Consider the following 18,622-nt stretch of genomic DNA (forward strand, 5'->3'; position numbering starts at 1 on the left):
TGTCACACTCCGCCCGCCAGCAATGGCCCAAGCCGCTCCAGGTGACGGCGCCAGCCCTCGCCGCCATCCGGCGCCGGCGTCAGGCCGGCCGGCAACCTTGCGGTGCGGCCGAGCACGGCCTCGATCAACCGCCGCCGCTCCATCGAGTCCAGATTGGAGAAGACGCGGCGCAGCAATGGCAGATGCGCGATGAAAGCGTCCTCGTCGAGCGATTTCAGCCACCCATCGACGGCGCCGCGCAGGCCCTCGTCATAGATCAGCCGCTGGCCGGCAGTGCTGAAGAAACCTTCGAAGAACCCCGCTGCCTGGGCGACCGGCGTCCCCGGCGACAGCCTGCGTCCGAGCAGCCCGGCGGCGTCCTCTGCCGACAGTTGGCCGGCTTCATAGAGCAGATGCGCGGCGCAGCCGGCGAGCAGCGCCGTCGAGCGCGGACCTTCCAGCACGCCGGTCAGGCCGTTGCGCCAGGCATCGAGCACGCCTTCGCCGGGCTCGACCAGCCGGATCGCCGTGTCGGCCTTGCGCACAGCACCGACCAGCGTGGTGGCGGCCTGCTCGTCCAGGTCGCGCACCGCATAGGGCAGCGCGATCGCGCCCTCGACGATCAACCGTTCCAACAAACCGGACAGCCGGTTGGTTTCGGTCTTGCGCGCCTCGCCGTAACGGATGATGTCGGCAAGCGGCGGCACCGAGGCCAGCATCTCCAGGCATTCGCTGCTGTGCGCTGCGCGCGCCTCCAACGCTACAAGGCCGGCGCTCGCGGCCTCCGACAGATCCGCCGTAATGGCGCTCTGGACAAGGGCGGCAAGCGTGTCGAGGCTCGCGGCCGCACCGAGCATCTGGATCAGGCGGCCATTGGCGGCCTTTTCGATAGTCGGGCCGTAGATCAGGTTCTCGACCAGGCGCACGGCATATTCCGGCTCCCAGGCCAGCGTCCATTTTTCGCGAAAGGTGCCGCGGCTGCGGCCGGCGTCGGCCAGCCTGCCCCATTGCACGCCAAGCACGTTCAGCCGGTGCAGCAATGTCGAACGAAACAGTCCGCTTTCGCTGCGCAGATCGACCGACAGCTCGCGTTCCAGCGCCTCCGGCTTCAGCCGCGCCGCCTTCTGGTTGCGCTGCAGGTCCTCGATCAGCGGCGCCAGCGGCGTGTCGGGCGGAATCTCGCCGACATCCGCGCCCAAAAGCAGCTCGGCCTCGACCAGCGCCCACAGCACCGCTTCGCCGTTGAACAGCGCCGCGATCGCGGCATCGCGCAATTCCTCGAAGCCGGGCTTCGGCCGCTCGCGAATGGCAGCCAGTGTGCGCGCAAGCCGCTCGGCCTCGATCAGCGACGCGGTCGACACCAGATGGCCCTTCGCCCGCAGCACCGCCGCGATCGTCGCCAGCCACAGCGTCGCGGCGTCGCGCCGCCCTCGTGTGCGCCACAGATGTTTGCACCAGCCGGGCGCGACGACGCCAGCGCCATAACCATAGCCCAGCGCAAGACGCGGCCCGGTCCATGGCGCCCATGTCATGATGCTTTTGCGCCGGGCAATTCCCTTGATCAGCGCCTGGTCGTTCTTCTGCGTGTGCGCGGCCTGCAGGGCCGGCACATGCCATGCGCCGCAGACGACGGCGATCGGTCCGGCGAATTCCTTGCGCGCGGCGGCGATTTCCAATCGCATATGCGCTTCACGCTTGGCCTCGAACGGCGCGATCGCACCTTCGCCGTCGCGCAGCGTCGTCATCGCATCGGTGATGGCAGCGAAGATTGGACCCGGCTGCGGATTCTGCTCGATAATGTCGGCCCACCAGCTTTCGCCATCTTCATAGCCGGCGGCCGCAGCCAGCGTGCCGATCGGGTCGCGATGCGATGCGGGCTCGCCATCCTCACCGGTTTCGTCCTTGGGTTCGGGCTTGTCGGCGTCAGCCGTTTTGTCGGTGTCGTCGGTTGCCGGTGCCGCGAACCGTGCCGATGACGGCAGGTCGATGAACCGCAATGCCGCCTTGTTCTCCACCGCCCACACCGCCGCCTGGTATTCCGGCGAGAACTCGGCGAACGGCCTGAAACTTGTCGCGGCCGGATCGTCCTCGGGGTAGCAGAGCAGCGCCACCGGCGGCTGCATCTGCGGGCGCGCCAGCAATGGCAGCAGGGCGGACGCGTCGCTCGGCCCTTCGATCAGCACCGCGACCGGCTGCAAGTCCCGCAGCGCCTGCACCAGGCTGTCGGCGGAGCCCGGCCCGTGATGGCGGATGCCGAAATAGGCGACGTCGCTCATGACCTCAGATCGCTGCGTTCAGTGCCGCGTAATAGCCGGCATAGTCCGGCCGCTTCTTGAGCACCGTTTCGAGATATTCCTCCAGCACCACCTTGTCCTGCACCGGGTCCTTGACGATCGCTCCGACAAGGCTGGCGGCGAGGCCTTCGGCGCCGAGTTTGCCGCTGTCGAACCACGCCGCCTGGCTGAGGCCGCCGACCATGGTGGCGATCGCCTCGGCGGTCGACAATGAACCCGAAGGCGTCTTCAGCGTCACCTTGCCGTCAGCGGTTGCGCCCGAGCGCAGCTCGCGGAAAATGGTCAGCACGCGCGCAATCTCCTCGCCGACATTCTTCGGCACCGGCAGGTCGAGGCCGCCGGCCATCTCGTCGACCCGCTTGGAGACGATCGCCACCTCTTCGGCCATGTCTTCGGGCAGCGGCAGAACCACCACATTGAAGCGGCGCTTGAGCGCCGAGGACAGTTCGTTGACGCCCTTGTCGCGATTGTTGGCGGTGGCGATGATGTTGAAGCCGCGCTGGGCATAGAGCGAGGTGTTGAGCTCCGGGATCGGCATCATCTTTTCCGACAGCACGGTGATCAGCGTGTCCTGCACGTCCGAGCCCATGCGCGTCAGTTCCTCTAGCCGGCATAGCTTGCCGCTCTCCATGGCGCGGTAGAGCGGCGTCGGCACCAGCGCCTCCTGGCTCGGCCCTTTGGCCAAAAGCTGCGCATAGTTCCAGCCGTAGCGGATCTGGTTCTCGTCGGTGCCGGCCGTGCACTGCACGATCAGCGTCGAGTTGCCCATGATGGCGGCGGCGAGATGTTCCGACACCCAGGACTTGGCGGTGCCGGGAACGCCGAGCAACAGCAGCGCGCGGTCGGTAGCGAGTGTCGCCACCGCGGTTTCCATCAGCCGGCGGCGGCCGACATATTTTGGCGATATCACGGTGCCGTCGCTTGCCTTGCCGCCGAGCAGGTAGGTCAGAACGGCCTTTGGCGAGAGGCTCCATCCCGCAGGTTTTTGCTTGTCGTCATTGCGCGCCAGCGCCTGCAGTTCAGCGGCATAGGCCTGCTCGACGGGGAGGCGGATGGCTGCGTTCATGGTGCTGTTCTCCGGATTGTCATGGGTTGGTTCCCGTCAGGGCCGCGTTGAGGCGCAGGAAAGCGAGCGAGGCTGCCGCCGGCGGCATGCCGGCCGCAACGACATGCTCGATCAATTTTTCCGCTGTCGCCGCAGTGGCCAGAAAGCCCAAAGTTTCCAACAGGTCGTCGACGGTTCGCTTCATCGCGTCATCATTGCCGGCGACAGCCGAACGCAACACCGCCAAGCTCTGGCCGTTCGTCAGGTCGGGCCAATCCAGCCAGTTGGCTTCGAAGCCCTCGGCAAGGGTGAGCGTGCTAACATACTGCGGCGTATCTTTCAGGATCAATCTGACCAGGACACGCTTCCTGCGGCTATCCAGGCGCGGTGTCAGGTGCAGCACGAACAGTGCCGGCTTGCCACCCTCGGCGATCAGCGTGTCGGCCATCTGCGTTACTGCAGCGTCGCTGCCCGACGCGGCGACCATTCGTGAGATCTGGATGTCGGCATTGTTGTCGGCACCGAACTGCCAGGCTGCAATGAAATCGGGTTCGCTGACCCCAAATCGGGAAGCAAGGTCGACCAGATTGCAGGTCTCGAACAGTTCGGCGCGGCGCTTTTCCTGCGCCGGGGATTTGAGTTTTGCCGGGGTGTAGGTGGTGCGGCGGCGGATAAAGCCGGATTTGCCTTCTGCGATGAAGGCGGCAAGTTCGGCAACGGGATCGTCGGCACCGCCACCAACACGACCGTGCTCGCCCAACCTCGCCAGCAGCCGGCTCGCCAGTTCCTGCACCTTGCCGGAGCGGTCAGTGGCCAGGCTTTTCAGGAACGGCGCGTCCTCAGGCGTCAGGCCGAAATGCATGAGTTCGATCAGTGCCAGCCGGACTTCCGCCGGCTCGCCGGGCGCCTTCGCTTCCATCAGGCTGCGGGCCGTGGCCGGATCGCGACGGCGCATCTCGGTCAACGCGATACGGCGCGCGGCGGGGTAAAAGTCATCCCAGTTCTGCACCGTCAGTTGCTCCTGCGGCGCAATCTTCAGCCCCTCGACGCTGGCCTGCCAGTCGATCCACGGCGCATAGATGTCAGGGCTGTTCTGGTCTGATGCCGACGGCATCCAGTCCATCGGATGCAGCACGTAGCCACGGCCGGCGACGAGCGTCGCCACGCGCGCCTTGCGCCGCGCATCGGCGGCGTTCTTCAGGGCCGCCCGCAACAGCGGCCGCAACCGCTCCGGCAGCAGCGGCAGGCCAAGCCTCGGCAGCGGCGGGCGCCGCTTCAGCGTCTTCGGCGCCGACGGCCGCAGGCCGACATCGAGCGCCTGCGCCGCGATCGCCAGCAGACGTCGCTCCCGTTCGTCTGGGCTTGCGCCACCCGCGATCTCCTTCCATGCGGTTGGCGCCAGATCGAATGCGGTTCCGCCGGTGATCCAGCAGTCGCGCATCGTCGCCAGGCCGGTTAGTTCGAGCTCGTTCATGACAGATCGAGCCTCCCGAAGCCGCTTTGCGCGGCCAGCAGATCGAGCCGCGCGCCGTTCCAAAGCGCTGCCGTGGCCGCGAGGTCGAGGCCAAGCACGGTCTGATCGACGGTCCCGCTAACAGGCAGGGCGATCCCTTGCGGGTCGTGCGCCGCTTGCCACCAGGCGGTGCCGCGCTCATCGAGCAGGATCGCGCCGGCAGGCAGCATCAGCGGGCTATCGGTCGACCAGGGCGCTGCGTCCTGGTGCGCCGCATGCGCCGCGAGCGGGTCCTTGACAGCGTCGAGGCCGAAATCCGGCCAGGCGCCCGACACGACGTCGCCCTTGCGCTCCGCCACCAAGGCCCGCAGTGGCTGGCGCGACGGGTAGAATACCAGGCGGGCGTGGAACCGGTCACCGGGCGTGAACGCCGCCGAGCGGCGGCCGGCCGAAGCCGGAAAGAAATCGAGCAGCAGCGCAAACTGCGGCGTCGGGCTTTTCAGATCGAGCAGCCAGGTCGAATGGCTGACGAGACCGTCGCGGCGGGTCTCGATCTTCTCGCCTACGACCTCCCAATGGCTGTCGACCTGCTTCGCGTCGGGACTGGACAGAACCTGGTCGCGGGTTTCGGACGCCGACACCAGTCGCTTCAGCTCGGGATCGTCGGGCGCCGAGCGCCAGGCTTTGGCCAGCAGCACCAGCTTGCCGAGTTCGCGGATCGCCGCGTCCGGCCGTTCCTCGCTGCGCAGCGCCATTAGCCGGGCCGGGATTTCGTCGATGCGTCCGGCAAGCGCCGTCGCCTTCATGTCGACAAGCCGCGCCGCAATGCGGCGGCAGCGCTCGCTGCTGGCGTCGGCAAAGGCGGAAAGGCCGAGCCGCAGCTGGTCGGCAATCCACTGGTCGAGTTCGTCCAGCGCGCCTGCCACCGCGGTGCGCGTATCTTCCGCCCGCTTGCGCTGCGCCGTCTCGCGGCGCTCCGTCGCGGCGGCGTCATCGACGGTGCTTTCCTCTGCCTGCGAGGCCTCGCCAATGCTCTTGCCAGACGCGCCCCTGCCAGACTTTGCGTCGACCGGCGGGGGCGCACTCTTCCTGCGCCGGCCAAGCCAGTCATTGACCCATTCCGGCGTTGTTTCGGCTGATGTGAAGCTGGCCGGCGCCGTGGCGGCGATCCACATCAGCGCCAGCGTGTGCTTGCAGGGAAATTTTCGCGACGGGCAGGTGCATTTGTAGCCGTGGTCGCCGGTGTCGACGACGGTGCGATAGGGGTTGGATCCCGAGCCCTGGCATTCGCCCCAGATCAGCGCCTGCTGCTCGTTCTTCTCCAGCCGCGGCCAGTTCGAGCGCTTGGTGAGCTTCGAGGCGGCGCTTAGCGACGCCTGATCGGGGGCCAGCGCCTCGATGGTTTTCAGTTCGAATTCCAAGCCGCGCCTCTCGTCACCCCAAATCAATGCCTGGCATCAATATAGGGTGCCGTTTGTGAAGGATTGTTGTGGCCCCGGCAAGACGAAGATAGCGCAGATCAGTACAACGGCGTGGCCATATGCCGGGGCGTCGGCCATTGCGCCGTGATCTCGGGCTGCACCGGGCGCTCGAGATAGGTCGACAGCACGACATAGCTTCGCGTCGAGGTGACGCCGGGCGTTTCGTAGAGACGCGCCAGCAGGCCTTCGAGCGCCCTGGTGTCCTCGGTGCGGACCTTGAGAAGCATGCAGGTGTCGCCGGCCACCGAATGGATTTCCTCGACCTCAGGATATTGGGAGACGGCCATCAGCTCCGGTGTCTTGCCCCAGCCCTTGGTATCGATATGCACGAAGGTGAGCAGCGGCTTCTTCACCGCCTTCGGGTCGATGATCACAGCCGTGCCGCGGATGGCGCCGCTGCGCCGCAGGCGCTTGACCCGCTCATGCGCCGCCGGCGGCGAAAGGCAGACGCGTTCGCCAAGTTCGGCGTAGCTGATCGTCGCATCCTCGACCAGCACGCCTAATATTTTTCGGTCGATTGCGTCGAGCTCGCGGGGAGCTACCTTGTTCTGCAGAACCCCATCTGTTTCTTCGTCCATATCGAAATTCCTTGTTGTCGCGGAATCCAGTTCGGCCATTATGACCCGATGACGAACGCGCATCAAGCTGCAACGCTCCATCAGCCGATCCCGGCGCTGGCCTACCTCCTGACCGGCTGCATCGCCGTCATCGGCTCGAACTCGCTGGTCCTGGGTCCAATTGCTCCGGCAGTCGCCGCATCCTTCGGCACCAGCGTGCCGGCGGTGATGGCCGCGTCGGCTGCCTTCGGTCTCGGCACTTCCGCCAGCGCTTTGTTCCTCGCCCGCTATATCGACGGCGTCGGCGCCCGCCGCATGCTGCAGGGCGCTCTGCTGTTGCTGGCGGTCGGGCTTCTCGCCCGCGCGCTGGCGCCGACGGTGATCATGCTGGTCGCGGCCCAGGCCGTCGCCGGCATCGCCGCCGGCGTCGCCATGCCGGCCATCTATGCCAGTGCAGCGGCAATTGCGCCGCCCGGCCGCGAAAGCGGCACGATCGGCGTCGTGCTGACCGGCTGGACGGTCTCCATGGTGGCCGGCGTGTCGCTGTCGGCCGTGCTTGCCGATCTCGTGCACTGGCGCGCCGTCTTCGCCGCCGTCGCGGTGCTTTCCGCCATTGCGCTTGCTGCCTTGTCGATGACCTCGCTCAGCGACGTCAGGAAGAGCGGCCCGGCGCCGTCGCCGTTCGTTGCGCTGGCCATTCCGGGCATCGTGCCGCTGCTCATCGCCTGCACCGCCTTCATGACCGCTTTTTACGGCGTCTACGGCTATCTCGGCGATCATCTGCACCAGGATCTGGGCGAGCCCGTCAGCGCCAATGCGCTGGCCGCACTCGCCTACGGCGCCGGCTTCGGCGCCGCGGCCTTCCTCGACGGCGTCATCGACCGCATCGGCGCACGGCGCGTCATGCCTTTCGCCTATCTGCTGGTCGCCGTCGTCTATGTCGCGATCGCGCTCGCAAGCAGCAATTTCGTGCTGATCCTGGCTATGATCGCCATCTGGGGCCTTGCCAATCATTTCGGCCTGAACGTGCTGGTGATGCGCCTTACCGCGCTCGATCCGTCGCGCCGTGGCACCATCATGGGCCTGAACAGTTCGGTCACCTACCTCGCCGTCTTCATCGGCACCACCAGCTTCGGGCCGCTTTATTCATCGTTCGGCTTTGCCATCTGCGCGATCGTCGCCGCCGTGCTGATGCTGGTTGCGGCAGCAGCGGGGTCATGGCGGTCGCCTCCGCCCATCAAGCCGTAAAGCTTGCGTCCTCATCCCGTCCTTCGCTAGAGCTTGGCTTGCCATGCGAGCCCCGCCCGGATGAAGACGACGCTTGAAACCACTGCCGACCCCTCGTCAGACGACCTCGCCTTCCTGGCCGAGCGGCTGACGGCGTTCAATGACGGCGATGTCGGCCCCTCCGGCCGCAAGCCGATCGCGGTCTTCGTTCGTGACGAGCACGGCGCTGTCGTCGCCGGCATTTCGGGATACACCGCCTGGGGCTGGCTCTATGTGCAATGGCTGTGGGTCGACGAACGCCTGCGCGGCCAGCATATGGCCGGCGACATGCTGGACGCTGCCGAGCGCGAAGCAGTCGCCCGGGGCTGCCAGACCGCCTGGATCGACACGTTCAATCCGACAGCGGCCAAAGTCTATGAGCGGCAAGGCTACCGGCGTTTCGGCGAGCTGCCTGACTTTCCCATCGGCCGCAGCCGCATCTTCCTGCAGAAGAAGCTCTAACCTGCCAGCCGCCCGCCTTGCATCGGCCGCGGCACGCCGGTGGTGCTGGGAAAGCTGATCGGCAGGCCGCGCAGCACGCGCACGGCAAGGAAGGCAAAGCATTCGGCCTCCACCGCATCGCCTTTCCAGCCCAGTGTCTCGGCCTGCACCACCTCGACGTTGGCGCGCCTCGCCAGCATCGCCATCATCGTCGGGTTGCGGCGGCCGCCGCCACTGACCGCTAGGCGCTTCGGCCGGCGCGGCAACAAATCGAGCGCCTTGCCGACGGCCGAGACGGTGAAGGCCGTCAGCGTCGCCGCCCCATCCTCTGCGCTGAGGCCGTCGGCCATGGCGGCGCCGAAGTCGAAACGGTCGAGCGATTTCGGATAGGGCTTGGTCAGATACGGATGCTGGAGCAATTTGGCCAGCCGCACTTCATCGACGGTGCCGGCCGCGCCTAGTGCGCCGTCGCGGTCCATCTCGCCGAGGCCGTTTGCCTTGATGAAATCGTTGAGCGGCGCGTTGGCCGGGCCAGTGTCGAAGGCGACGATGTTGTCCTTGCCGTCCCACCAAGTGACGTTGCCGACACCGCCGAGATTGAGCACAGCGGTGTCCCCGCTGGCGTCGGCTTCCCTCAAAAGCGCCGCGTGGTAGGCAGCCGCCAGTGGTGCGCCCTGGCCGCCGCCGCGCACATCGTCCGAGCGGAAATCATAGGCGACCTTGGCGCCCAGGATCGAATGCATCAGCTCGCCGTCGCCCAACTGGCGCGTATCGCCGCGCCGCCCGGGTTGCGGGGCACGATGCAGCACGGTTTGGCCGTGAAAGCCGACCACGCCGATATCGCCCATGGTCAGGCCGTTGCTTTCGACAAGGTCCTTCACCGCCGCCGACTGCGCCCGCGTCAGCGCCTCCTCGGCTTCGGCAAAGATCGCCGGCTCCGGCCCGTCGAAATTCCACACCCGGGCCTGACGCAGCGTCTCCTCCAGCAAGGCACGGATCGCTGCGGGGTAGGGGGCCAGCGTATAGGTGCCGAAATCGGCGATCCGCTCGCCATCGGTCTTGATCAGCGCCACGTCGATATTGCCGTCAAGCACGGTGCCGGTCATCAGGCCGACGGCCCAGATTGGTTCCACGGTCGACTCCCTTGCGACACCGTTTGCGATTCCAACGCAATCACCTGTCGGACGGATTGTCTCGCCAGGCAAGACCCTGGCCGCGGTCGATTGCTCCGAACCTGCCGGCAGAGTTTTTCACCGAACAGCGAAAATCGAGCAACGCCGTTCTTGCCTCTTGCCGTTCAAGACGCCAGCTATGGAACAAGCACATCAATCGCCAGGGAGAAACGGCATGGCATCCGAAGTCGCAGTGATCGCGGGCGCGGGCGCGGGCCTGAGCGGCTCGCTGGCCCGTCTTCTCACCAAGGAAGGCTTCCGCGTGGTGCTGGCCGCCCGCAACACGGCCAAGCTCGCGGCGCTGGTCGGGGAAACCGGCGCACTGGCCGTCGAAACCGACGTCGCCGACCCGGCCTCCGTCGCCGGCCTGTTCGACACCGCCGACAAGCAAGGTCCGCTGGCGCTTGCGGTCTTCAACGCCAGCGGCCGCACGCGCGGCCCGATCGCCGAGGTCGATCCCGATGCGGTCAAACAGGCGCTGCTGGTTGGCGCCTATGGCGGCTTCCTGGTCGGCCAGCAGGCGGCGCGGCGGCTGCTTTCGCGCGGCTCCGGCTCGATCCTGTTCACCGGCGCTTCGGCCAGCACCAAGGGCTTTCCCAACTCCGCCGGCTTTGCCATGCCGAAATTCGGCCTGCGCGGTCTGGCTCAGTCGATGGCGCGCGAACTCTTCCCGAAGAACATCCATGTCGCCCATTTCATTATCGACGGCCAGATCGAGCCGGTCGGGACGAAGCCCGAGCGACCGGACAGCCAGCTGTCGCCCGATGCGATCGCGCAGACCTATCTCGCGACCCATCGCCAGCATCGCAGCGCCTGGAGCTTCGAGGTCGAGCTGCGGCCCTTTGTCGAGACATTCTGACCGGTCCGGCGTGAGCGTTCTCGCAATCGCGAAATCTTTGAGAGAATATTCCCGGCTTCGTGTTTGAGAAGAAATGCGGTTCTTTGATCCGGCAAGCAGCATTGCCGATGATGTCGTCAAGGCTTGGTATTCCACCTCGCCGCAATGACTTCAGGATTACGAGGGATCGACAATGTCCGAACGCGGAAACGCTTCCAGCTCTCTTCTTTTTTCAGCCATCAGCCGGCGAGCTGCCCTTGCGGCACTTTTTGCCTCGGCCATCACGCTTGTTGGTCTGGCTCAGCCGACGCCGTCCTTCGCCGAGGACAAGAAGTCTATCAAGGTCGGCATCATCAGCGGCGAGGATGAGGATGTCTGGCGCGTCGTCGTCGCCCAGGCCGCCGAAAAAGGCCTGACCGTCGAGACCGTGGTGTTCAACGACTACACCCAGCCCAACGAGGCGCTCGAGCGCGGCGAGATCGACGCCAACGCCTTCCAGCACCAGCCCTATCTCGACAACCAGATCAAGACCCAAGGGTACCACATCGTGCGCGTCGGCTACACCGGCGTCTGGCCGATCGGCCTCTACTCCAAGAAATACACCAAGGTTGCCGACCTGCCCGAAGGCGCCGTCATCGGCTTGCCCAACGACCCCTCGAATGAGGGCCGCGCGTTGCGCGTTCTGCAGAACGAAGGCGTGATCAAGCTGAAGGACGGCACCGGCATCCTGGCGACTACCGCCGACATTGCCGAGAACCCGAAGAAGGTCGTCATCAAGGAACTGGACGCCGGCATTGTCGGCCGCTCGGTCGAGGATCTCGACGCGGCTGTCGTCAACACCGACTGGGCGCTGAAGAGCGGTCTCGGCCCGGACAACCGCATCGCCCAGGAGCCGGTGGCCGACAACCCCTACCGCAACTTCATCGCCGTGAAATCCGGCAACGAGAACGAGGCGTGGGTGAAGACGCTGGTCGCGTCCTACCAGAACGAGGCGGTCAAGGCCGAGTTCGACAAGGTCTACAAGGGCACCGGGATCAGCGCCTATTGATTGGCGCCTGGTTGTCAGGAGCAGGCGGCCCGCTGTTGAGCGGGCCGCTGTCGCATTTGTCGAGCCTTGAAACGGACAGTGAGATGAACCAGCACGTCACGGCCGAAGCATCCGGTCCGGTCAATATATCGGCCGGGCAGGAAGATGTCGTACGCCTGGTCGACCTCAAGCGCCGCTTCGGCGCGACGCCTGCGCTCGACGGCGTCTCGCTGACGGTGCGCAAGGGCGAGATCCTCGGCATCATCGGCCGCAGCGGCGCCGGCAAGTCGACGCTGATCCGCTGCCTCAACGGGCTGGAGCGGCCGGACTCCGGCGACGTCTTCATCGAGGGCCGCGAGATCGGCCGGCTCGGCGAGCGTGAATTGCAGCCGCTGCGGCGTCGCATCGGCATGATCTTCCAGCACTTCAATCTGCTGTCGGCCAAGACCGTGGAGGACAATGTCGCGCTGCCGCTGAAGATCGAGGGCCGCCCAAAGGCCGAACGGCTGGCGCGCGCCGCCGAATTGCTCCATCTCGTCGGCCTGTCGGAGAAGGCGAAGGCCTATCCGTCCTCGCTGTCGGGCGGCCAGAAGCAGCGCGTCGGCATCGCCAGGGCGCTGGCCGCGCGGCCGGCGCTGCTGCTGTCCGACGAGGCGACCTCAGCGCTCGATCCGGAGACGACGCGCTCCATCCTGGCCTTGCTGAAAGACATCAACCGGCAGCTCGGCCTCACCATCCTGCTCATCACCCACGAGATGGAGGTGATCCGCTCGATCGCCGACCGCGTCGCGGTGATCGATGCCGGGCGCATCGTCGAACAAGGCCCGGTGTGGTCGGTCTTTGCCGAGCCGCGTTCCGAAATCACCAGGAGCCTGCTCGGCGGCATCCGCCCGCAACTGCCGGCCGAGATTGCCGGCCGGCTTGCTCCCGGAGGCGGCGCCGAGCTCATCCTCAGGGTCGACGTCGCAGGTGAGGCCGCGCGCGGTCCGCTGCTGTCCGATCTTGCGGTGGCCGTGCCGGGACGGTTCCGCCTCGTCCATGGTGGCATCGACCATGTCCAGCAGCAGCCGGTCGGCACGCTGTTCCTTGCGGTCGCGGGCAACGATCCGAAACATCTGTCCAAAGTAATCGCATTCCTGAAGGCCCGCGACGCACGGGTGGAGGTGCTTGGCCATGTCGCCGGTTCTGTTTGAACTTCTGCTGCGCTCGATCTGGGAGACGGTCCTGATGACGGCGGCATCGGGCCTCATCTCGCTCGTCTTCGGGCTGCCGCTCGGCCTGGCATTGATTGCCACCGAGCGCGGCGGCATTGCCGAAAGCCTGTGGGTGAACCGCGCGCTCGGCGCCGTCATCAACGGCTTCCGCTCGGTGCCTTTCATCATCCTTCTGGTGGCGCTGATCCCGGTGACGCGGCTGATCGTCGGCACCGCGATCGGCACCTGGGCGGCGATCGTGCCGTTGTCGATTGCGGCGACGCCCTACTATGCCCGCATCGCCGAAGTGTCGCTGCGCGAGGTCGATCGCGGCCTGATCGAGGCGGCACGCGCCATGGGCGGCAATCGCTGGACGATCATCCGCGAGGTGCTGGTGCCCGAAGCTTTGCCCGGCATCGTTGCTGGTTTCACGGTGACGCTGGTAACGCTGATCGGCGCCTCGGCCATGGCCGGCGCCATCGGTGCCGGCGGGCTTGGCGACCTCGCCATCCGCTACGGCTACCAGCGTTTTGAGACCAGCGTCATGGTCGCCGTGGTCATTGTGCTGATCATCCTCGTTTGCGGCATCCAGTGGGTCGGCGACCGGCTGGTCGCCAGGCTGGACCGGCGCGGATAAGCGGCCACGAACGTTATTTGCCGGCAGGCTGCCAAACGCAGCGCCGGCTTTCTCCTATCGGCGCCGAGATTGGATTGCGCGTTGCTTTGATCGGACCGGCCTGCGTGCCACCGTGACAGCGAAACAAGGAGCTTGACCATGCCCAGGATCGTACCCGTGCTTGATCTCGGCCGCCTCGAACAGGGCGCTTCCGAGCGGCGAACGTTTCTCTTCGACCTGCGCACGGCCGCGCGCGATGTCGGCTTCTTCTATTTGACCGGCCACGGCATATCGGCTGCGGATACCGCAGAAGTGCTCGACGCCTCGCGCCGGTTCTTTGCCTTGCCGGAAGCCGACAAACTGGCGATCGAAATGGTGAAGTCCTCGCAGTTCCGCGGCTATACGCGCGCCGGCGGCGAGCTGACCAAAGGCAAGGCCGACTGGCGCGAACAGCTGGACATCGGCGTCGAACGCCCGGCGATCGAACAAGGCCCCGGCGTGCCCGCTTGGACGCGGCTGCAAGGGCCCAACCAGTGGCCGGCCACGCTGCCCGAGCTGAAGCCGGCGCTACTCGCATGGCAGGCCAAGGCGACGGCGGTGGCGATCCGGCTGCTCCGGGCCTTCGCTTTGTCGCTCGATCAGGCCGAGGACGCCTTCGATCCCGTCTACCGGGCCGAGCCCAACCATCGCATGAAGATCGTGCGCTACCCCGGCCGCGACGCCACCGGCGACAACCAGGGCGTCGGCGCGCACAAGGATGGCGGTTTCCTGACGCTTCTGTTTCAGGACGAGAGCAAGGGGCTGCAGGTCGAATATGACGGTGCCTGGGTCGACGTCGATCCGCTGCCCGACACGCTGGTGGTCAACATCGGCGAACTGCTCGAGCTGGCCTCCAACGGGTATCTGAGAGCAACGGTCCACCGCGTGGTAACGCCACCGGCCGGTGTCGAGCGGATTTCGGTGCCCTTCTTCTTCAGCGCCCGGCTCGACGCCACGATCCCGCTGCTCAACCTGCCCGAGGAACTGGCGGCCGAGGCGCGGGGTCCGGCCAGCGATCCCGACAATCCGCTGTTTCGCAATGTCGGTACCAATGTGCTGAAGAGCCGCCTGCGCTCGCATCCCGACGTGGCGCGCCGGCACTACGCCGATCTCCTGGAAACCGGCGCCTCAGCCGGCTGAAATCTTCGAAGACGAGCACGAAATTTCTGAATCCTACGTTGTTTTAGAAAGCCGTTCGTCGCCAACCGCAGCGAATGCGCGCATATAGGAATTATCGTCCGGCGGTTTCCTCCCATTCCGCTGGACGGTGTTCCCCTCTGAAGGTTCTTGACCTTCTTTTGGCCGGGCCGCTTTCGCGCCCGGCCTTTTTTATCCATTAAGAGCCCTAGCCAAACTTCGGATCAAGGCTCCCCGACTTGTAGCGCTTGGCCATCTCGGCCACCGGCAGCGGCTTGATCTTCTGCGCGTTGCCGGCGGTGCCGAACTGCTCGAAGCGCTCCTTGCACAGCTTGCGCATCGCAGCCATGGCCGGCGTCAAATATTTGCGCGGATCGAACTCCGACGGGTTTTCGGTAAGCACCTTGCGGATGGCGCCGGTCAGCGCCATGCGGTTGTCGGTGTCGATGTTGATCTTACGCACGCCGTGCTTGATGCCGCGCTGGATCTCTTCCACCGGCACGCCCCAGGTCGGCTTCATCTGGCCGCCATATCTATTGATGATTTCCTGCAGGTCATCGGGCACCGAGGACGAGCCGTGCATCACCAGATGCATGTTGGGCAGGCGGCGGTGGATTTCCTCGATGACGTTCATCGCCAGCACCGCGCCGTCCGGCTTGCGCGAGAATTTGTAGGCGCCGTGGCTGGTGCCCATGGCGACAGCCAGCGCATCGACATGGGTGTCCTTGACGAACTCGACCGCCTGTTCCGGATCGGTCAAGAGCTGGTCGTGGCTGATGGCGCCTTCGACGCCGTGGCCGTCCTCCTGCTCGCCGCCGCCGCTCTCAAGCGAACCGAGCACACCGATCTCGCCTTCCACCGACACGCCGCCCCAATGCGCCATGTCGACGACGCGCCGGGTGATGCCGGAATTGTAGGCATAGTCGGCCGGCGTCTTGCCGTCCTCTTTCAGCGAGCCGTCCATCATCACCGAGGTGAAGCCGTACTGGATGGCGGTGACGCAGGTGGCTTCGTTGTTGCCATGGTCGAGATGCATGCACACCGGGATGTCGGGGTGGATTTCGACCAGCGCGTCGATCAGCTTGGCCAGCACCACGTCATTGGCGTAGGCGCGGGCGCCGCGGCTTGCCTGCAGGATGACCGGCGACTTGGTCTCCTCGGCCGCCTCCATGATGGCGAGGCCCTGTTCCATATTGTTCATGTTGAAAGCGGGTACGCCGTAGCCGTACTCGGCGGCGTGATCGAGCAATTGTCTCAGTGTTATGCGAGCCACCCAATAGTCTCCCGTATCTGGTTTCAAGCGCAACGTCGCGGGCCGGCCGGTTGCCGGCCAGATGCTTCTGGCCGGATTTCGCCAGAACCGCAACCGTCAGCGGCCATCGTGGCCGCAATTCTTGTTGCAGGGCTGAAATCCGGTAGCCAGCCGGTGAGGCGCTAATCTACCCATTGAGGGGGAGATGGACGGCAGGCCAGAGGGGGTCGGTTCGACTGGAGCGCTAGCGTCCATCTGTCGGTGCTGGGAGGTCGCGTCAGGACGCGCCGACCCCCTCTGTCGCCTTTGGCGACATCTCCCCCTCAAGGGACCCTCAAAGGGGGGAGATTATCCGCGTTCGGGGAACATCGCCTTCAACCCTTCGCGCGAAGCCTTGGCCACACCGCGCTCGGTGATCAGCCCTGTCACGAGCCGTGCCGGCGTCACATCGAACGCCGGATTGGCCGCCGGCGTCGCTTCGGGCGAAACCCGCACCTGCGCAATCTTGCCGTCCGCCGTCTTGCCCCAGACCAGCGACACCTCGTCACCGGAGCGTTCCTCGATCGGGATTTCGGTCAGCCCATCACCCACCGTCCAGTCGATGGTCGGCGAGGGCAGAGCGACGTAGAAGGGCACCTCATTATCGGAGGCGGCGAGCGCCTTGAGATAGGTGCCGATCTTGTTGCAGACGTCGCCATTGGCCGTGGTGCGGTCGGTGCCCACGATCACCATGTCGACCGCGCCACGCTGCATCAGATGGCCGCCGGCATTGTCGACGATCAGCGTGTGCGGCACGCCGTGGCCGGCCATCTCCCAGGCGGTCAGCTGGGCGCCCTGGTTGCGCGGGCGCGTCTCGTCGACATAGACATGGACCGGAATGCCGGCCTCGACGGCGAGATAGATCGGCGACGTGGCGGTGCCGTAATCGACCGTCGCCAGCCAACCGGCGTTGCAGTGGGTGAGGATGTTGACCGGCTCGCCCGGCTTCTTGCGTGCCGCGATCTCCTTGATGATGGCAAGCCCGTTCTCGCCGATGGCGCGATTGAGATCGACATCCTCGTCTGCGATTTCGGCAGCGCGCTTATAGGCCGCCTCCGCGCGCTGTCCCAATACGATCGGCCTGAGGAACCGCCGCATCTCGTCCAGTGCCCAGCGCAGATTGATCGCCGTCGGCCGCGTCTTGTGCAGCGTCTCCCAGACCGCGTCGAGCGCTTCGTCAGACGGATCGTCCGCCATCTGGATGGCGACGCCATAGGCTGCGGTGACGCCGATCAGCGGCGCGCCACGAACCCACATGTCACGGATCGCGGTGGCGATGCCGGCAACGCTCCCGATCGTCTCGACCCGGAACTCGTGCGGCAGCCAGCGCTGGTCGATGATCTCGACCGAACGCTGGTCGTCGCTCAGCCAGATGGTGCGGTAGTGGCGCTCGCCGACGTTCAAATCCTGCTCTCCCGTTCGATCAAAGCGGCCAGATTATTGACCTCGTCCATGCCGTGAATCTGGTGCCGGTTGACGGCGATGTGGCGGCCGAATTTCAGCGCCTTGGCCTCGCAGGAGGCTCGCAGATCCTCGTCTTCAATGGTCTCGAAATCGGCATTGTGGGCGAGGCCGAGGATGCGCCGGTGCACCTCGATGCCGGCAAAGCCCAAGAGGTCGGTCCAGATCTGGTGCAGCACATGGTCGAGCGCCTGCTCCGAGGCGAGAATGTCGCCCTGATCCTCGAACAGGCTCTTCTGGTAAAGCATGCCGGTGCGCTCGGTGCGCCATAGATGCGAGAACTCGGCGCGGAACACCGTCCAGGTGTCATTGGTCACCCCGAGCAGATAGGCACGCATGGCGTCACGCTTGCCCTTGTGTTCATGGCCGCGCTGCGAGAAGTAGGACATCCAGAAATTGGCGAGCAGCATGCCGACGTCGAAGGCCATCGGACCGTAGAAGGCGAATTCCGGATCGATCATCCGCGTCTCGGTGTCGGTGACCATGATCGAGCCCGAATGCAGGTCGCCATGCAGCAGCGTCTCGGCGTTGGCGGCGAAGATATGCTTCAGCCGCTGCGCCTCGACCTTGAGGTCGCGGTCGGCGCGCAGCTCGGCGACCAGGCCGTCGAGCTGCGGCGAGGTGTGCCGGTTCAGCTTGGCGTCGAAATAGGGATCGGAAAACACCAGGTCTTCCGTGATGCCGCAGAGCTCGACATTGTCGGCGAACAGCGCCAGGTCGGCCTTGCGGTCCTTGGTCGGCATGGAGAGATCGGAGCCGCGGAACAAAGTGCGGGCCATGAACAGGCCGATGTCGCGGGCGATATTTGGCAACTCGCGGCCGCCGATCAGGGCACGGCGCAGGATGATGTGCGGCGGCGCCAGATATTCCATGATGATCAGCGCCTGGGCTTCGTCGAAATGGAGGATCGCCGGCACCGAACCCGGCGCGCGCGCCTCTTGCCGCGTCAGCGCGTGATACTCGAAGAAGGAGCGTTTGAGCGGCAGCGGCCAGCTGTCGCCGACGAGGCGAACATAGGGCAGGGCCTGCTTGACCACGGCCGCACCCGACACGCCCTCGACGATGAAGACGAGGTTGAGATTGCCGTCGCCGACCTCGCGCACCTTCCAGGCACCGGTATCGGGGCCGATTTTTGCGCACAGCGCTTCGTTCGTGCCGAGGCGCGTTGCAAGCGTCTCCACCGACAGTGCTTCGAACGGCAATTTCGCAGTCATTCCTCACCCTCCCGCTTGCTCGCTCAATCATAGTGGAGCGATGGCGGTGAGGCCAAGCTAGGAAGCTGACTGGCAATTGTCAATCGAGTTGACAATTGATGACGTAGCCCATAGCGTC

Annotated in this window: 16 protein-coding genes; 7 read left to right on the top strand and 9 right to left on the bottom strand. The window is 65.7% G+C overall.

The genetic code is table 11. The annotated features are described in order from the left end of the window. Positions 1-2: 2 nt before the first annotated feature. The 5 genes from NKJ75_RS28480 to NKJ75_RS28500 all read right to left on the bottom strand — a co-directional run bounded on the left by NKJ75_RS28480 (position 3) and on the right by NKJ75_RS28500 (position 6,830). Positions 3-2,255: a DUF5682 family protein gene (locus NKJ75_RS28480; RefSeq protein ID WP_352500468.1), complete on the bottom strand. Its 2,253-nt coding sequence runs from the start codon at positions 2,253-2,255 to the stop codon at positions 3-5. Between the two features lie 4 nt (positions 2,256-2,259). After that, on the bottom strand, positions 2,260-3,339 hold the full coding sequence (locus tag NKJ75_RS28485) for an ATP-binding protein (protein WP_023834853.1): 1,080 nt from the start codon (positions 3,337-3,339) through the stop codon (positions 2,260-2,262). Positions 3,340-3,358: 19 nt separating this feature from the next. Beyond that, the gene (locus NKJ75_RS28490; protein ID WP_352500469.1) at positions 3,359-4,792 is read right to left on the bottom strand and encodes a DUF5691 domain-containing protein; all 1,434 of its coding nucleotides are present in this window, start codon (positions 4,790-4,792) and stop codon (positions 3,359-3,361) included. Then, a complete protein-coding gene (locus NKJ75_RS28495) occupies positions 4,789-6,192 on the bottom strand; it encodes an SWIM zinc finger family protein (RefSeq protein ID WP_023687040.1) in 1,404 nt (467 codons plus the stop codon). Before NKJ75_RS28495 ends, NKJ75_RS28490 begins: the two co-directional genes overlap by 4 nt. A gap of 98 nt (positions 6,193-6,290) precedes the next feature. Beyond that, positions 6,291-6,830 carry an Lrp/AsnC family transcriptional regulator gene (locus tag NKJ75_RS28500; protein WP_023687041.1) on the bottom strand — a complete coding sequence of 180 codons (540 nt, stop codon included), beginning with the start codon at positions 6,828-6,830 and terminating at the stop codon, positions 6,291-6,293. A 48-nt stretch (positions 6,831-6,878) separates the two neighbouring features. Here NKJ75_RS28500 and NKJ75_RS28505 point away from each other — a divergent pair, with 48 nt between their 5' ends. Both NKJ75_RS28505 and NKJ75_RS28510 read left to right on the top strand, forming a co-directional pair. Further along, positions 6,879-8,057 carry an MFS transporter gene (locus NKJ75_RS28505; protein WP_352500470.1) on the top strand — a complete coding sequence of 393 codons (1,179 nt, stop codon included), beginning with the start codon at positions 6,879-6,881 and terminating at the stop codon, positions 8,055-8,057. A 60-nt stretch (positions 8,058-8,117) separates the two neighbouring features. Beyond that, complete coding sequence (locus tag NKJ75_RS28510; RefSeq protein ID WP_023692175.1) at positions 8,118-8,537, top strand: GNAT family N-acetyltransferase; 420 nt, start codon at positions 8,118-8,120, stop codon at positions 8,535-8,537. Here NKJ75_RS28510 and NKJ75_RS28515 read toward each other — a convergent pair. Further along, on the bottom strand, positions 8,534-9,649 hold the full coding sequence (locus tag NKJ75_RS28515; RefSeq protein WP_023745560.1) for an anhydro-N-acetylmuramic acid kinase: 1,116 nt from the start codon (positions 9,647-9,649) through the stop codon (positions 8,534-8,536). The two genes, NKJ75_RS28510 and NKJ75_RS28515, sit on opposite strands and share 4 nt — an antisense overlap. A gap of 214 nt (positions 9,650-9,863) precedes the next feature. On the opposite strand from NKJ75_RS28515, the gene NKJ75_RS28520 reads away from it, so the two are divergent. The 5 genes from NKJ75_RS28520 (at position 9,864) to NKJ75_RS28540 (ending at position 14,541) form a co-directional block, all read left to right on the top strand. After that, the gene (locus NKJ75_RS28520; protein WP_023745559.1) at positions 9,864-10,547 is read left to right on the top strand and encodes an SDR family NAD(P)-dependent oxidoreductase; all 684 of its coding nucleotides are present in this window, start codon (positions 9,864-9,866) and stop codon (positions 10,545-10,547) included. 172 nt (positions 10,548-10,719) lie between these two features. Next, positions 10,720-11,574 carry a MetQ/NlpA family lipoprotein gene (locus NKJ75_RS28525; RefSeq protein ID WP_023745558.1) on the top strand — a complete coding sequence of 285 codons (855 nt, stop codon included), beginning with the start codon at positions 10,720-10,722 and terminating at the stop codon, positions 11,572-11,574. An 83-nt stretch (positions 11,575-11,657) separates the two neighbouring features. Continuing rightward, positions 11,658-12,746 (top strand): methionine ABC transporter ATP-binding protein, encoded by a 1,089-nt coding sequence (locus NKJ75_RS28530; RefSeq protein ID WP_023834850.1) that lies wholly within the window; start codon positions 11,658-11,660, stop codon positions 12,744-12,746. Further along, on the top strand, positions 12,727-13,383 hold the full coding sequence (locus tag NKJ75_RS28535; RefSeq protein WP_023834849.1) for a methionine ABC transporter permease: 657 nt from the start codon (positions 12,727-12,729) through the stop codon (positions 13,381-13,383). Before NKJ75_RS28530 ends, NKJ75_RS28535 begins: the two co-directional genes overlap by 20 nt. 138 nt (positions 13,384-13,521) lie before the next feature. After that, positions 13,522-14,541 carry an isopenicillin N synthase family dioxygenase gene (locus NKJ75_RS28540; RefSeq protein WP_023834848.1) on the top strand — a complete coding sequence of 340 codons (1,020 nt, stop codon included), beginning with the start codon at positions 13,522-13,524 and terminating at the stop codon, positions 14,539-14,541. Positions 14,542-14,746: 205 nt separating this feature from the next. Here the strand turns inward: NKJ75_RS28540 and fba are convergent, their stop codons facing one another. From fba to mtnK, 3 genes are all read right to left on the bottom strand, one after another. Then, positions 14,747-15,811, bottom strand: coding sequence for a class II fructose-bisphosphate aldolase (gene fba / locus NKJ75_RS28545; protein ID WP_031204580.1), 1,065 nt, complete (start codon positions 15,809-15,811; stop codon positions 14,747-14,749). Positions 15,812-16,138: 327 nt separating this feature from the next. Further along, the gene (gene mtnA / locus NKJ75_RS28550) at positions 16,139-17,233 is read right to left on the bottom strand and encodes an S-methyl-5-thioribose-1-phosphate isomerase (protein WP_023668575.1); all 1,095 of its coding nucleotides are present in this window, start codon (positions 17,231-17,233) and stop codon (positions 16,139-16,141) included. Continuing rightward, the gene (mtnK, locus tag NKJ75_RS28555; RefSeq protein WP_023834846.1) at positions 17,230-18,504 is read right to left on the bottom strand and encodes an S-methyl-5-thioribose kinase; all 1,275 of its coding nucleotides are present in this window, start codon (positions 18,502-18,504) and stop codon (positions 17,230-17,232) included. Before mtnK ends, mtnA begins: the two co-directional genes overlap by 4 nt. Positions 18,505-18,622: the final 118 nt, after the last annotated feature.

It is taken from the genome of Mesorhizobium sp. M0058 (genome assembly GCF_040323095.1).
Taxonomy (GTDB): domain Bacteria; phylum Pseudomonadota; class Alphaproteobacteria; order Rhizobiales; family Rhizobiaceae; genus Mesorhizobium.